The 13,773-nt window shown below is 46.9% G+C and carries 13 protein-coding genes, 1 tRNA gene and 2 pseudogenes; 9 read left to right on the top strand and 7 right to left on the bottom strand.

From position 1 onward, the window contains the following. Positions 1 to 90: 90 nt before the first annotated feature. A complete protein-coding gene (locus tag B8880_RS00550) occupies positions 91 to 924 on the top strand; it encodes a class II glutamine amidotransferase (RefSeq protein ID WP_084255266.1) in 834 nt (277 codons plus the stop codon). Between the two features lie 30 nt (positions 925 to 954). Continuing rightward, the gene (locus B8880_RS00545) at positions 955 to 1,488 is read left to right on the top strand and encodes a SprT family zinc-dependent metalloprotease (protein ID WP_084255264.1); all 534 of its coding nucleotides are present in this window, start codon (positions 955 to 957) and stop codon (positions 1,486 to 1,488) included. Between the two features lies 1 nt (position 1,489). On the opposite strand, the gene xerC is transcribed toward B8880_RS00545, so the two are convergent. Genes xerC through dapF form a run of 3 tightly spaced genes read right to left on the bottom strand, consistent with a single transcriptional unit; the run spans position 1,490 to position 3,917 of the window. Continuing rightward, positions 1,490 to 2,389, bottom strand: a complete 900-nt coding sequence (xerC, locus tag B8880_RS00540; RefSeq protein ID WP_084255262.1) for a tyrosine recombinase XerC — start codon at positions 2,387 to 2,389, stop codon at positions 1,490 to 1,492. Then, positions 2,390 to 3,082 (bottom strand): DUF484 family protein, encoded by a 693-nt coding sequence (locus B8880_RS00535; protein ID WP_084255260.1) that lies wholly within the window; start codon positions 3,080 to 3,082, stop codon positions 2,390 to 2,392. It abuts the gene before it with no gap. 10 nt (positions 3,083 to 3,092) lie between these two features. Beyond that, complete coding sequence (dapF, locus tag B8880_RS00530) at positions 3,093 to 3,917, bottom strand: diaminopimelate epimerase (protein ID WP_084255258.1); 825 nt, start codon at positions 3,915 to 3,917, stop codon at positions 3,093 to 3,095. A gap of 152 nt (positions 3,918 to 4,069) precedes the next feature. Here dapF and prfC point away from each other — a divergent pair, with 152 nt between their 5' ends. Next, on the top strand, positions 4,070 to 5,659 hold the full coding sequence (gene prfC / locus B8880_RS00525) for a peptide chain release factor 3 (RefSeq protein ID WP_084255256.1): 1,590 nt from the start codon (positions 4,070 to 4,072) through the stop codon (positions 5,657 to 5,659). 244 nt (positions 5,660 to 5,903) lie between these two features. Continuing rightward, positions 5,904 to 6,617 carry a two-component system response regulator ArcA gene (gene arcA / locus B8880_RS00520; protein WP_084255254.1) on the top strand — a complete coding sequence of 238 codons (714 nt, stop codon included), beginning with the start codon at positions 5,904 to 5,906 and terminating at the stop codon, positions 6,615 to 6,617. Between the two features lie 181 nt (positions 6,618 to 6,798). Here arcA and crr read toward each other — a convergent pair whose 3' ends face one another. The 4 genes from crr to rsgA all read right to left on the bottom strand — a co-directional run bounded on the left by crr (position 6,799) and on the right by rsgA (position 10,879). Then, entirely contained in the window at positions 6,799 to 7,299 is a 501-nt protein-coding gene (gene crr, locus B8880_RS00515; protein ID WP_084255252.1) for a PTS glucose transporter subunit IIA, read from the bottom strand. A gap of 66 nt (positions 7,300 to 7,365) precedes the next feature. Further along, positions 7,366 to 9,093, bottom strand: coding sequence for a phosphoenolpyruvate-protein phosphotransferase PtsI (gene ptsI, locus B8880_RS00510; RefSeq protein ID WP_084255250.1), 1,728 nt, complete (start codon positions 9,091 to 9,093; stop codon positions 7,366 to 7,368). A 139-nt stretch (positions 9,094 to 9,232) separates the two neighbouring features. Next, a complete protein-coding gene (ptsH, locus tag B8880_RS00505) occupies positions 9,233 to 9,490 on the bottom strand; it encodes a phosphocarrier protein Hpr (protein WP_084255248.1) in 258 nt (85 codons plus the stop codon). A 330-nt stretch (positions 9,491 to 9,820) separates the two neighbouring features. Then, positions 9,821 to 10,879 carry a small ribosomal subunit biogenesis GTPase RsgA gene (rsgA, locus tag B8880_RS00500; RefSeq protein ID WP_084255246.1) on the bottom strand — a complete coding sequence of 353 codons (1,059 nt, stop codon included), beginning with the start codon at positions 10,877 to 10,879 and terminating at the stop codon, positions 9,821 to 9,823. Positions 10,880 to 10,952: 73 nt separating this feature from the next. On the opposite strand from rsgA, the gene orn reads away from it, so the two are divergent. The 5 genes and pseudogenes from orn to B8880_RS14625 form a co-directional block, all read left to right on the top strand. Continuing rightward, positions 10,953 to 11,519, top strand: a complete 567-nt coding sequence (gene orn / locus B8880_RS00495) for an oligoribonuclease (RefSeq protein WP_084255244.1) — start codon at positions 10,953 to 10,955, stop codon at positions 11,517 to 11,519. Between the two features lie 119 nt (positions 11,520 to 11,638). Continuing rightward, positions 11,639 to 11,714, top strand: a tRNA-Gly gene (locus B8880_RS00490). Between the two features lie 127 nt (positions 11,715 to 11,841). After that, a complete protein-coding gene (gene tsaE / locus B8880_RS00485) occupies positions 11,842 to 12,333 on the top strand; it encodes a tRNA (adenosine(37)-N6)-threonylcarbamoyltransferase complex ATPase subunit type 1 TsaE (protein ID WP_084255242.1) in 492 nt (163 codons plus the stop codon). A gap of 55 nt (positions 12,334 to 12,388) precedes the next feature. Beyond that, positions 12,389 to 12,748 (top strand): annotated as a pseudogene (locus tag B8880_RS14630) (AMIN domain-containing protein); the annotation flags it as partial. 162 nt (positions 12,749 to 12,910) lie between these two features. Then, positions 12,911 to 13,576, top strand: a pseudogene (locus tag B8880_RS14625) (N-acetylmuramoyl-L-alanine amidase); the annotation flags it as partial. Positions 13,577 to 13,773 lie beyond the last annotated feature (197 nt).

Below are 13,773 nucleotides of genomic sequence, written 5' to 3'. Positions count from 1 at the left end.
AATCTAATTTAGATCACGAGATTGTTTTACATTCTCCCAGCCCTTATATACACTTAAGTCAAAATCAACCCTACAACTTAAGGAAAAACAATGTGCCAACTCCTCGGAATGAATTGCAACACCCCGACCGATATTGTGTTTTCGTTTGAGGGTTTCCGTTGCCGCGGCGGGTTGACCGATTCGCATGCGGACGGATTCGGGATTGGTTTTTTTGAGGATAAGGGCGTGCGCTTGTTCCATGACGACAAAGCCAGTGCGACGTCGCCAGTGGCGGATTTGGTGCGTAATTATCCGATCCAGTCGAAAAATGTGATTGCGCATATCCGCAAGGCGACACAAGGTCCGATTTTGCTTGCCAACACGCACCCGTTTATGCGCGAAATGTGGGGGCAATATTGGCTATTCGCCCACAATGGCAATTTGAAGGGCTTTCAGCCGCGCGAAGGACAATATTACCGTACGGTCGGTACGACCGATTCCGAAGCCGCCTTTTGTTATCTGTTGGAAACTCTGCGCCAGAAATTCGATCACGCGCCAAGTTTGGAACAGATTTTTGCCGAAGTGAATTTGATTGCGCAAGAGTTGCGTCAATATGGTTTGCTGAACTTTCTGTTGTCAAATGGCGAGTGGTTGATTGCCCACACTGGTTCGCTGTTGCACTATATCGTGCGTAAAGCGCCGTTTGGCGAGGCAAAATTGGTTGATGATGACGTGCAGATTGATTTTGCTTCCGTCACCACGCCGAATGATCGGGTGGCGGTGATTGCCACGCTGCCACTGACCGATAACGAAAACTGGCAGCAACTGGCGGTCAATGAATTGGCGTTGTTTCAAGACGGTGAAATTGTCTTGCGCCGCACGCCGGACAATCCGTATTATCCGACGGAAGCACAGGGTTTGGCAATGGCGCGCCATGCCGTATAACCGCACTTTTAAGGTCAATCCCCGTTCAGTATGACAACCTCATTACCACCGGCCGATTCATCACACTTGCGCCAACTGAAAATGCAGATTTCACGGCGCTTGCGTGCCTGTTTGGCGTTGGCGGAGCGCCATTTTAACCGCACTTTCGCCATGCCGGAGTTGAGTTTTAACCTGCGCGGCATGAAAGCCGGCGTTGCCTATCTGCAACAAAATGAAATCCGCCTGAACCGCACTTTGCTGTTGGAAAACAACGAGGAATTTCTGCGTCAAGTCGTGCCGCACGAACTGGCGCATTTAATCGTGTATCAAGTCTTTGGGCGGGTGCAACCGCACGGCAAAGAGTGGCAAATGCTGATGCAGCAGGTGTTCAACTTGCCTGCCGACACCTGCCATCAATTTGATGTGCAAAATGTGCAGGGCAAAACGTTCGCTTACCGCTGCGACTGCCAAACCCACCGCCTCAGCGTGCGCCGCCACAACAATATCCTGCGTAATAAAGTGCGTTATCATTGTCGGGTGTGTAAGGGGGTTTTGCTGGAAGAAGGGGCGAAGGACACTGCCTAATTCATTTCCGCTTCGCCCGTGGATGGGCAGAGTCGTACACGTCGGCGAGATGTTTGAAATCGAGGTGGGTGTAGATTTGGGTGGTGGAGAGATTAGCGTGTCCTAACAACTCTTGCACTGCGCGCAGATCGGAGCTGGATTCCAACATATGGGTGGCAAACGAATGACGCAGTTTGTGCGGATTTAAATGGGTCGGCAAGCCCTGCCGCTGTCCCCACACTTCCAAGCGTTTTTGGATCGCACGGTGAGTAATACGTTTTCCACGCATACTGACAAACAGCGCATCATCTTCCGGATTAAACAACACGCGCACCGCCAGCCATTTTTGCAGTGCTTGCGCGGCATAGCGTCCGTAGGGCAAGATCCGCTCTTTGTTGCCTTTACCAATCACCCGCAATTCACGCGTGCGGCTTTGCAGATCTTGTACATTCAGTTGTTGCAATTCATTCAAGCGCAAACCGGCACTGTACATCAACTCCATCATCGCCAAATCACGCAGGTCAATCGGCTCGTTACTGCTATTATCCAGCAATTGCGCGACTTGCTCGGCTTCGATATTTTTCGGTAGCCGCTTCGCCTGTTTCGGTGCGGAAACCGCACTTGCCGGATTCACCTCAATCTCGCCTTGCGACAGCAGGTAATTCAAAAAGCCGCGCAAACTGGAGAGGCGCAACGCGAGGCTTTTGGCATTCAGCCCTTGCTGACGGCTTGCCGCCAACAGATAACGCACTACGCCGGCATCAACTTGTCGCCAGCTATCAATCCCTTGCGCCTGCAACATCAGGATAATTTGTTCCAGCTGATGTTGGTAGTTGCTCAGGGTATGCGGACTGAGCTGACGTTCAATCCGCAAGTAGTTCCAATAGCCTTGCAGCGGTTGCGAAAGTGCGGTTGCGCTCATCTAGATTTTCTCGATCAGCCAGTGATCCAAATGCTGTTCAATCATTTCCGCCAGTTGCTGTAGAAATGCCGTTTCCTGATTGCGGTGAAAATGGCGTTCGTCTTTAGCGGAAAACAGCAACACTGCGGTGTAAGGGTGTCTGGATTTGCGTTTTCCCAACAGACAAACTGCCACCGAACCGAGCGGAAAATCCTCCGGCAGAAACATCAGCGTTTTTTCACGATGGGTCAAGGTGCCCAAATAGTAACGTTGTAAGCCGAAGCGCTCCAGTCGGATAATTTCAAAGGCGGTGCGATCCAGCCAGTTTGCCGCGGCGATTTCCTCACTCTCCACCCAACTGTCACGGAACAACAACACCGTACCCTTTTGTAAGCCCAGCGCACTGCTCCACGCTTGCAACACACCCACTCCGTCATTAAAACGCTTGGCTTGGGTAAAGCGGGTTTGCAGCGGTAACAAACTGAAAAACATCCGTTCATTGTGTTCGGCTAATTTGTGAATTTTATCCAGTTCAAGCTGCTGTTGTTGCAGCTGATCACGTTGGCGCTGCAATTTGGCTTCCACCAAGGATAAAATCCCTTTTTGCCGATGGGTCACCTGCAATTCATCGAGCAGTTCGGGATATTGGTGGAAAAAATCCGGATGTTGCCGCAGGTAATCAGCTACCGCACTGGCGCTTAATGCTTCACTCATTTGATTTCCCTTATAAACGAATGTAACCGTCAAACAGATGGGTTGCGTCGCCGGCCATAAACAGCGGTTTGCCCTCGCCTTGCCATTCAATCAGCAATTTACCACCCGGCAGTTCCACTTCCACTTGCGAATCTAATGCGCCTTGCATAATGCCGACTGCCACCGCCGCACAGGCGCCGCTGCCACAGGCTTGGGTTTCGCCAGCACCGCGTTCGAAAACCCGTAATTTAATCTGCTGACGGTTAAGAATTTGCATAAACCCGATATTCGCACGCTCCGGAAAACGTTCGTGGCTTTCCAGCAGCGCACCTAAACGCAGCACCGGTGCAGTCGCTACATCATCAACGGTTAAAACACAATGCGGGTTGCCCATCGACACCACGCCGCATAACACGGTTTCCAACTCGGTACGCAAGATATAATTTTTCTCGAATTTATTGGCGCTGAACGGCACTTTAGCCGGTTCCCAAATCGGTTCGCCCATATTGACCCGAATTTGATCGTCCTCTTTAATACTCAGCACCATTTTGCCTTTTTGGGTGCTGACGTTGATCTCTTTTTTATTGGTCAATCCTTTTAGCTGCACAAAACGGGCAAAACAGCGCGCACCGTTGCCGCATTGCGCCACTTCGCTGCCGTCGGCATTAAAAATGCGATAATGAAAATCCATATCCGGATCGTAAGGCGGCTCAACCAACAACAGTTGATCAAAGCCCACGCCACGGTGCCGATCCGCCAAGCGGCGAATGGTGCCTTCCGGGAAAAACACGTTTTGGGTGATGCCGTCCACCACCATAAAATCGTTCCCCAAGCCGTGCATTTTTGAAAATTGCATAAACAGTCCTTAAATTTTAATCGTAAACGCATTATAGAACCAAGCTCGCGGAATGTCTAAAGCCAAGTACAAATCACTGATTGTGTTTAGGTGGCAAATCAGCGACAATACGCCGTTTAATCATGATTAACCCTAATAGAACCGAAAGCATAATGTCATTAAATCAATATCCACAACAAGTTGATAAGCGCCGCACTTTTGCGATCATCTCGCACCCCGATGCGGGTAAAACCACGATTACCGAAAAAGTGTTGCTGTACGGAGAAGCGATTCAAACCGCCGGCACAGTAAAAGGGCGCGGCTCCGGCCAACACGCCAAATCGGATTGGATGGAAATGGAAAAACAACGTGGGATTTCGATTACAACCTCCGTCATGCAGTTTCCGTATAACGACTGTTTGGTCAATTTGTTGGATACGCCCGGTCACGAAGACTTTTCCGAAGATACCTACCGCACTTTGACTGCTGTTGACAGCTGTTTGATGGTGATCGACTCCGCCAAAGGGGTCGAGGAAAGAACGATTAAATTAATGGAAGTGACCCGTTTGCGCGACACGCCGATTTTGACGTTCATGAATAAACTCGACCGCGATATCCGTGATCCGATGGAGTTATTGGACGAGGTGGAAAACGTGCTGAATATCCACTGCGCGCCGATCACTTGGCCGATCGGCTGCGGCAAGTTATTCAAAGGGGTTTATCACCTTTATAATGACGAAACCTATCTGTATCAAAGCGGTCAAGGGCATACCATTCAAAGCGTGCGTACCATTAAAGGACTGGATAATCCCGAGTTGGAAAGTGCGGTCGGCGCCGATTTGGCACAACAACTGCGTGACGAGTTGGAACTGGTGCAGGGGGCTTCAAATCCGTTTGAGCTGGAACTGTTTTTGCAAGGGCAACTCACGCCGGTCTTTTTCGGTACCGCACTTGGTAATTTCGGAGTCGATCATATGCTGGACGGTTTAACCCAATGGGCGCCACGCCCGCAAGTTCGCCACGCCGATGTGCGCGATGTTTCGCCGGCGGAAGACAAACTGAGCGGATTCGTGTTTAAAATTCAGGCGAATATGGATCCGAAACACCGTGACCGCGTCGCCTTTATGCGAATCGTCTCCGGAAAATATGAAAAAGGCATGAAAATGCACCATGTACGCATCGGCAAAGACGTGGTGATTTCCGATGCCTTAACCTTTATGGCAGGTGATCGCACGCACGCCGAAGAAGCCTATGCCGGCGACATTATCGGGCTGCACAATCACGGCACGATTCAAATCGGCGACACCTTTACCCAAGGCGAAAAACTCAAATTCAGCGGCATTCCGAACTTTGCGCCGGAGCTGTTCCGCCGTATCCGCCTGAGAGATCCGTTAAAACAGAAACAGCTGTTGAAAGGGCTGGTGCAGCTTTCCGAAGAAGGTGCCGTGCAGGTGTTCCGCCCGTTGATGAACAACGATCTGATTGTCGGTGCGGTCGGGGTATTGCAGTTTGATGTGGTGGTCGCACGTCTGAAAAGCGAATATAACGTGGAAGCGATTTATGAAACCGTCAACGTGTCAACCGCCCGTTGGGTTGAATGCGCTGATGTGAAAAAATTTGAAGAATTCAAACGTAAAAACGAACAAAATCTCGCCTTGGACGGCAGCGATAATCTGACGTATATCGCCCCGACGATGGTGAATTTGAATTTAGCGCAAGAGCGCTATCCCGACGTGCAATTCTTCAAAACTAAAGAGCATTAGAAACTAAAGCGCAGCCTATTACCACTATATTTTTGCCGCTTTCACTAACAGTGGCAATAATAAATAATGACCTATGTCAAAGTTTCGCGGAGAATGGTGCGCTTTTTATTCTCTTTATGTTATAGTTACGTTGCAATTCTGCAATTAATATTTTATTTTGTTTATTAAAAGTAAAATTCGCTGTCTTAAAAACTAACACGCTAAGACAGCTTATCGCCCTTGTGATTTTATAGGTAAAAAATAAATGCGTATTCCTAAAATCCTTATCGTTGAAGATGAAGCCGTTACACGCAATACTCTAAAAAATATTTTCGAAGCCGAAGGCTACGAAGTAATGGAAGCATCAGACGGTAATAAAATGCATACTATTCTGTCTAACAATACCGTCAATTTGGTGGTGATGGACATCAACCTGCCCGGCAAAAACGGGCTGATGTTAGCACGCGAACTGCGTGAAAATGCCAATACCGCGCTGATGTTTTTAACCGGCCGCGATAATGAAGTCGATAAGATCTTAGGTCTGGAAATCGGCGCTGACGATTACATTACCAAACCGTTCAACCCACGCGAATTAGCCATTCGCGCCAGAAATTTACTCCAGCGCACCATGTCGGAAAAAGATCAGCCGGTGTCGCATGAACACGTTGATCAGTACCGCTTTAACGGCTGGGTATTGGATATTAACAGCCGCACGTTAATCTCTCCGGAAGGCGAAAGCAACAAATTGCCGCGCAGTGAATTTCGTGCGCTCTTACACTTCTGTGAAAATCCGGGCAAAATTCAAACTCGCGACGATCTGTTGAAAAAAATGACCGGACGCGAATTGAAACCGCACGACAGAACTGTCGATGTAACCATTCGCCGTATCAGAAAACATTTTGAAGCCAATCCGGATACGCCGGAAATTATCGCAACCATTCACGGCGAAGGCTACCGTTTCTGCGGCGAATTGGAATAAATTTCCGACCGCACTTTCGCAAAAAATAAACAAAGTATAAAAATCGGAAACAGTCATGAGCTGCTCCGATTTTTTATGATCTACACCTGAAAACTTCGCTGTCCGCACATGTATCAGATATAAAAAAACCGAGCACACGGCTCGGTTTTTTATTGAAAGATTGATCGGATAAAAAATCAGATTATTTTTTCAATTTCAAGATCACAGTTTCGCCTAAAACGACGGCGCCACTGGATTTTTCAATGCTGCTGATTTCGTCCATATTGGAAATCACTACCGGCGTTAATACCGATTTTGCTTTCGCTTCTAACAACGCCAAATCAAACTCGATAATGACGTCGCCTTTTTTCACTTCCTGACCTTCTTCGGCAACACGGGTGAAGCCTTCGCCTTTCAACTCGACGGTATCAATACCGAAGTGAACGAACAATTCAACACCTTCTCTGGATTCCATTGAAAATGCGTGGTTGGTTTCAAAAATTTTGCCAATCACACCATCAATCGGCGCTACAATTTTATTTCCGGTCGGACGAATTGCAATGCCGTCGCCAACGATTTTTTCAGAAAAGACAACATCCGGCACATCTTCGATATTGACAATTTCACCAGACAAAGGCGCATAAATTTCGACTTCCGCACCCTTGTTATCCTTTGAACCAAACAGTTTATCAAATAAACCCATTTTACATTCTCCTCATTAATCCATCAAAAATCGGTATTATGTTACCCGAAATTTTTTAATTTGTATCTAGTTTAAACCATTTTCGGCTAAAAAATCAGAAATTTTTGCTTCGATATCGGCCGCAGTCGGTTGCTCAAGAACGTCTTTCGCCAAACGTTGCACGTCCTCAAAGTTAACGTTACGAATCAATTTCTTAATTCTAGGCACTGAAATCGCACTCATGCTGAACTCGTCCAAACCCATGCCCAGCAGCAGCAAAGTTGCACTTTCATCACCGGCCAGCTCACCGCACATACCGGTCCATTTGCCTTCGGCATGGGAGGCGTCGATAACTTGTTTAATCAGGTTCAATACCGATGGTGTCATTGGGTTGTACAGGTGGGAAATCAGTTCGTTCCCCCGATCGACCGCCAAAGTATATTGGGTCAGATCGTTAGTGCCGATACTGAAGAAATCCACTTCTTTCGCTAAGAATTTGGCATTCACCGCCGCCGACGGCGTTTCCACCATCACACCGATTTGAATCTCTTCGTCAAACGCAATGCCTTCGTTGCGCAGCTCTTGTTTTAATTCGCTGATAACCGCTTTTAAAGTGCGGATCTCTTCAACCGAAATAATCATCGGGAACATCACCGCCAACTTGCCGAACGCAGACGCGCGTAAAACCGCTCTTAATTGTGTATTCAGGATTTCACGTTTATCCAAGGCGATACGGATCGCACGCCAACCCAAGAACGGGTTCATTTCTTTCGGCAAATTCAGATATGGCAGATCTTTGTCACCACCGATATCCATGGTGCGCAACACCACCAGTTTGCCGTCCATTGCTTCAACCACTTCTTTGTAAGCCTGGAACTGCTCTTCTTCCGTCGGCAGTTGATCACGATCCATAAACAGGAATTCGGTACGGTATAAGCCAACGCCTTCGGCACCGTTGCGGTGAGCGCCATCAATATCACGAATCGTACCGATATTGGCGCACACTTCCACTTGATGTCCGTCCAGCGTCAGCGCAGGCAGATCTTTCAATTTGGCCAGTTCAATTTTTTCTTCTGCCAATTGTTGCTGCAAGCCTTTAATATTTTCCAGTGCTTCTTGGCTCGGATTAATCAATACTTGATTATTCACCGCATCCAAAATCAATATATCGCCGCTGACAATCGATTTGGTCGCCACATTAGTTCCCACGATTGCCGGCAGTTCCAATGAACGTGCCATAATCGAGGTGTGGGAAGTGCGTCCGCCGATATCGGTGATAAAACCCAGTACTTTATCCAAGTTCAATTGTGCGGTTTCCGATGGGGTTAAATCGTTGGCAACCAAAATCACTTCCTGGTTGATTTCACCCAAATCAACGATATGCATGCCCAAAATATTCTTAATCAAACGGTTACCGATATCACGGATGTCGCCCGCTCTTTCTTTTAAGTATTCATCGTCAATTTCCGACAGCATGGTGACTTGTTGATCAATCACGGTGCTGGCGGCAAAATCGGCGCTCACCGACTCGTCACGAATAAACGCGATAATTTCTTCTTCAAGTTCTTCGTCTTCAAGAATCATTAAGTGCCCGTCAAAGATCGCGCCTTTTTCTTCGCCTAATGTTCTCGTTGCTTTTTCTTTAATCGCAGTTAATTGCTCTACGGCTTTTTCACGACCGCTATAAAAGCGCTGAATTTCAGTATCAATTTGAGATTCAGCAATTGATTTTGTATTTAGAACAATTTCTTCTTCTTTCAGAACCAATGCCTTTCCGAAGACAATCCCTGGCGAAGCCAAAATACCTGAAATCATAATAAAACCTTTTCTTGGATAAAATAGTAGAAGCGAATAGGCTACTCTACCCGCTTTTGTTACCTTGGATTCACCGATGATGGCAAGCCGTTTTCACCGCCGCCCTGATGAAACTCAACATGAAATTATCTGCTGCGCATTATTCCAATGTCGGGATCAACGCGACCAAATGCTCAACCGCTTTTTCTTCGTCTTCCCCTTCCGCACTAATGGTAATCACCGTACCCTGCACCAAACCTAAGGTTTGCAATTTAAACAGGCTTTTCGCACTTGAGCTTTTGCCGTTGGAAGTTACAGTGATGTCAGAGGCAAACGCTTTTGCTTCTTTCACAAATTGAGCAGCCGGACGAGTATGCAAGCCATTTGGAGCAGTAATGGTAACGTCTTTTGAGTACATAGTAATTTCCTTAATTTATATGAATAATATTGAATATAAATCAATACGTTGGCCATAAGTTCCGTAAAAAATCGGAAAATACGTCCAACGCCGCGATTATTACAATTTTTTCATAATTATTTTACCGATTAAAATAATTAGTGGGGTTAGTATCAATATTCCACTTAAATAATCAAGCCATAACTGGAAAAAATATGAGATATCGCACATTTTTTATTAAATAAAGCTTATTTTTTGAGCAATATTCACATTTCGTCTACCTATCTGAACGCTATTTTAACGGCTTTATTGCAGTGTGAAAACTTGAATTAAGTTACCGGTTTGTTACAACTAGGCAGTGACGAAATGGCGTCCCGCCTTGTTTTCCTCCAACGCCAAAATCAAGCGGTGATAATTTTCAAAACGCAACGGATCGATCTTGCCTTGCTCAACGGCGGCGCGCAACACACAGCCCGGATCGTCCAAATGCTTGCAATCACGAAATTTACAACCGCCCAAATAGGGTTGGAATTCTCGGTAGCCGTTGGTGATGGTATTGGCGTCCAAATGCCACACCCCAAACTCGCGAATGCCGGGCGAATCGATCACTTCACCACCGCACTTTAGGTGAATCAAACGCGAAACTGTGGTGGTGTGCTGCCCCAAGCCGGAATTCTCACTGACTGCGCCGGTTTGCAAGCCCAAGTGCGGTTCGAGTGCATTTAACAGGCTGGATTTTCCCACGCCGGACTGCCCGACAAAAATAGCGCAGCCATCACTCAAAAGCTGTTTGAATTGCGGCATGTTCTCACCGGATTGTGCCGACACCATCAATACTTGATAGCCAATATTGCGATAAATATCAAACAATTGCTCGACTTCTTGCCGTTTGTTTGCATCACACAAATCGATCTTGTTCAAAATTAAAATCGGCTTTATGCCCAAATTTTCGCAAATCACCAGATAACGATCGATAATATTGCTGGAAAAGTGCGGTAGGATTGCCGAGACGATAAAAATTTTATCAATATTGGAAGCAATTAATTTGATCCCGTCATAATAGTCTGGCCGTGCCAGCTCGTTTTTACGCGGCTGAACCGCTTCCACCACGCCGTTAATGCCTTGCAATTGCTCGTGTCCGGCACGCCATAACACATAATCGCCGACCACCAGATTGCTGATCGTCCGGCGCAAATTACAACGGAAAACCTCACCGGCGGCGTTTTCAATATCCGCATGCAGCGCATAGCGCGCAATCACCCGTCCGGGCTGCACATCGCCCAACATCTCGTCTTGCCATTCCAGACTGTCCCGTTTTTCTTTTTTGCGCCGCTGATAATCGCTCAAGGTTTTCTGTTTGTTGGACTGAATCCTGCGTTTCTGGTTTTTGGTTAGCTTCTGCTTGCTCAAAAAATTTCCTTACCCCTAATCATTTTTGCGTTAGAATAACGCCCAAATTTGAATGGATAGGATACCTTATATTATGCAATTAGATAAACAAAATCTGATTTGGATCGATCTGGAAATGACCGGCCTTGACCCCGAAAAAGAGCGGATCATCGAAATCGCCACCATTGTTACCGATAAAGATTTGAACATTCTCGCCGAAGGTCCGGTATTGGCAGTTCACCAGCCCGATACGCTGCTCAACGCCATGAGCGAATGGTGCGTCAAAACCCACACCGCCAACGGCTTGGTGCAACGGGTGAAAGAGAGCAAATTAACCGAACGGGCGGCGGAATTACGCACCCTCGATTTCTTAAAAAAATGGGTACCGAAAAACTGCTCGCCGATTTGCGGCAACAGCGTGGCGCAAGACAAACGTTTCCTGTTTAACTATATGCCTGAATTAGCGGATTATTTTCATTACCGCTATCTGGATGTCAGCAGCGTAAAAGAACTGGCCAGCCGTTGGAAACCGGAAATTTTAGACGGTTTCAAAAAACAGAACACGCATTTGGCGCTGGACGACATCAGAGAATCCATTGCCGAGTTGGCCTATTACCGCGAGCATTTTATTAATCTCACCAAAACCGCCGGGGAAAGCTAAAAATTAACCGTCTTTTGCTTTCATTTTAGGCAATCAAATTTTTTTTTATATTTTGGGGTTGCAGGCAAAAAAAATTTTTGTATAATGCACCCCACTGATTACGACAGTACCTATCTAATGCGGGAATAGCTCAGTTGGTAGAGCACAACCTTGCCAAGGTTGGGGTCGCGAGTTCGAGTCTCGTTTCCCGCTCCAAATTTTCAAATCTTGTTTAATAAAAATTCTGCTTTTTAGTCACATGCGTTTTAACCGTGCATTGCAATTGAAATTACTCTATGATTAGCACCTTGATTGATCTTTAATTTAACGCCAATAATCAGCCATGCCATTATCGCAAACTTACACTACCGAATGCCAAAACGAACAACAGCTGCTTGAATTTGCAAACCGTTTGAGCAAAATCTTGCTTCAACTCAACGCCGCCGAACAAAAGAGCGGTTTTGTTGTCTATCTATATGGCGATCTCGGCGCAGGGAAAACCACGTTCAGCCGCGGCATTATTCAAGCGTTAGGACATAACGGCAATGTGAAAAGCCCGACCTACACGCTGGTGGAAGAATACCATTTGCCACAATGGGATATTTATCATTTTGATCTTTACCGTTTAGCCGATCCCGAAGAGCTGGAATTTATGGGCATTCGTGATTATTTTCAGTCCGGTTCGCTGCTTTTGCTGGAATGGCCGGATAAAGGACGGGGCATGATTCCTGCCGCCGATCTCACTATCCGCTTGAATTATCTGGCGCAAGGCAGAGCATTACAATTGACCGCCCATAGTGAAATTGCGGCACAAATTATTTGCCAATTGCGCTAAAACTGCGCAAAATACGCTGCTTACCTTTAATGATGACCTGACGAAAGACGATAGAATGAAAAAAATTGCCTTATTTTTGACCTATTTTTTAACTTTACTACTCGGTTTAATGAGTTTTTCTGCTCATGCCGGCACATTAACGGCTGTCAGCGTTAAAAATGAGGCTAAAAATACCAAAATCGAATTTTCCTTTTCGCTGCAAACCAAATACAGCTATTTTGCGTTGCAAAATCCGGAGCGTTTGGTCATTGATTTTGCCAACAGCCAAAGCCACGCCAATCTGCTGCCAAAGAAAGTCGCCGACAGCGTGGTTACCAATATTCGCACCAGCAATCCGCCCCGCTCGACTACCTTGCGGGTTGTGCTGGAATTAAGTCAAAAAAGTGCGGTTAAATTCCAAAATAACGGCAAAAAAATCGTCGTGACGGTTGATAATCCGACGGCGAAACCCCCCCCCTCTTCCGATAAAAAAACAGCCGCGGCTAAAATTACAAACAGCGCAATAAAAACCGCCACCACCGATAAAAATAGAGCGACCGCCGCCCGCAGCAACACTGCCCGAACCGGTGTATTAGTCATTGCCATTGATGCCGGACATGGCGGTAAAGACCCCGGCGCAATCGGCACCAGTCTGGGCTTGCGTGAAAAAAACGTCACCCTGCAAATTGCCAAAGAATTGAAGGCGTTACTGGACAAAGATCCACGTTTCAAAAGCGTGCTGACCCGTACCGGCGACTACTTTATTTCTGTGCCGAACCGTTCGGAAATCGCCCGCAAAAACAAGGCCAATTACCTGATTTCCATTCACGCCGACTCCAACGGCTCCTCCTCCTTGCGTGGTGCTTCGGTTTGGGTGCTGTCGAATAAACGTGCCAGCAGCGAAATGGGGCGCTGGCTGGAAGACCATGAGAAACAATCGGAATTATTGGGCGGCGCCGGTAATGTTTTGGCGTCGCACGATGAAAAATATTTGAACCAAACCGTATTGGATCTACAGTTCGGTCATTCGCAACGCGCTGGTTATCAGTTGGGCCAATCCATTCTGAAACGCTTCGGCAGCTTTGCCAAATTGAGCAAAAACGTACCGCAGCACGCCAGCCTCGGAGTTTTGCGTTCGCCGGATATTCCGTCGGTGTTGGTGGAAACCGGTTTTTTATCCAACCATGAAGAAGAAAGCAAGCTGGCAACCGCCGCTTACCGCCGCCAAATCGCCAATGCGATTTATCGTGGTCTGATTGATTATTACAACACCAGCGGTGAAGCCGTCAGCACAAAAAGCAGCGCAACAGCCAAAAGCACGAATAAAAGTGCGGTCAATGACAATACGCCGCAGTATCATACCGTGAAAAAGAACGAAACTTTAGGCGCAATTTCGATCAAGTATAATATCAAATTGCGTGAACTGCGCCGCCTGAATAATTTAAGCAATGATAACGTTCG

The organism is Pasteurella testudinis DSM 23072, from assembly GCF_900176075.1.
Classification (GTDB): Bacteria; Pseudomonadota; Gammaproteobacteria; order Enterobacterales; family Pasteurellaceae; genus Chelonobacter; species Chelonobacter testudinis.
Note: the sequence above shows the minus strand (reverse complement) of the source record. Positions and strands in the feature narration are given on the sequence as shown.

Excerpts from the sequence above, each read along its gene's own strand:
- B8880_RS00550 (WP_084255266.1), top strand. The coding sequence starts at position 91 with ATGTGCCAACTCCTCGGAATGAATTGCAACACCCCGACCGATATTGTG.
- B8880_RS00545 (WP_084255264.1), top strand. The coding sequence starts at position 955 with ATGACAACCTCATTACCACCGGCCGATTCATCACACTTGCGCCAACTG.
- xerC (WP_084255262.1), bottom strand. The coding sequence starts at position 2,389 with ATGAGCGCAACCGCACTTTCGCAACCGCTGCAAGGCTATTGGAACTAC.
- B8880_RS00535 (WP_084255260.1), bottom strand. The coding sequence starts at position 3,082 with ATGAGTGAAGCATTAAGCGCCAGTGCGGTAGCTGATTACCTGCGGCAA.
- dapF (WP_084255258.1), bottom strand. The coding sequence starts at position 3,917 with ATGCAATTTTCAAAAATGCACGGCTTGGGGAACGATTTTATGGTGGTG.
- prfC (WP_084255256.1), top strand. The coding sequence starts at position 4,070 with ATGTCATTAAATCAATATCCACAACAAGTTGATAAGCGCCGCACTTTT.
- arcA (WP_084255254.1), top strand. The coding sequence starts at position 5,904 with ATGCGTATTCCTAAAATCCTTATCGTTGAAGATGAAGCCGTTACACGC.
- crr (WP_084255252.1), bottom strand. The coding sequence starts at position 7,299 with ATGGGTTTATTTGATAAACTGTTTGGTTCAAAGGATAACAAGGGTGCG.
- ptsI (WP_084255250.1), bottom strand. The coding sequence starts at position 9,093 with ATGATTTCAGGTATTTTGGCTTCGCCAGGGATTGTCTTCGGAAAGGCA.
- ptsH (WP_084255248.1), bottom strand. The coding sequence starts at position 9,490 with ATGTACTCAAAAGACGTTACCATTACTGCTCCAAATGGCTTGCATACT.
- orn (WP_084255244.1), top strand. The coding sequence starts at position 10,953 with ATGCAATTAGATAAACAAAATCTGATTTGGATCGATCTGGAAATGACC.
- tsaE (WP_084255242.1), top strand. The coding sequence starts at position 11,842 with ATGCCATTATCGCAAACTTACACTACCGAATGCCAAAACGAACAACAG.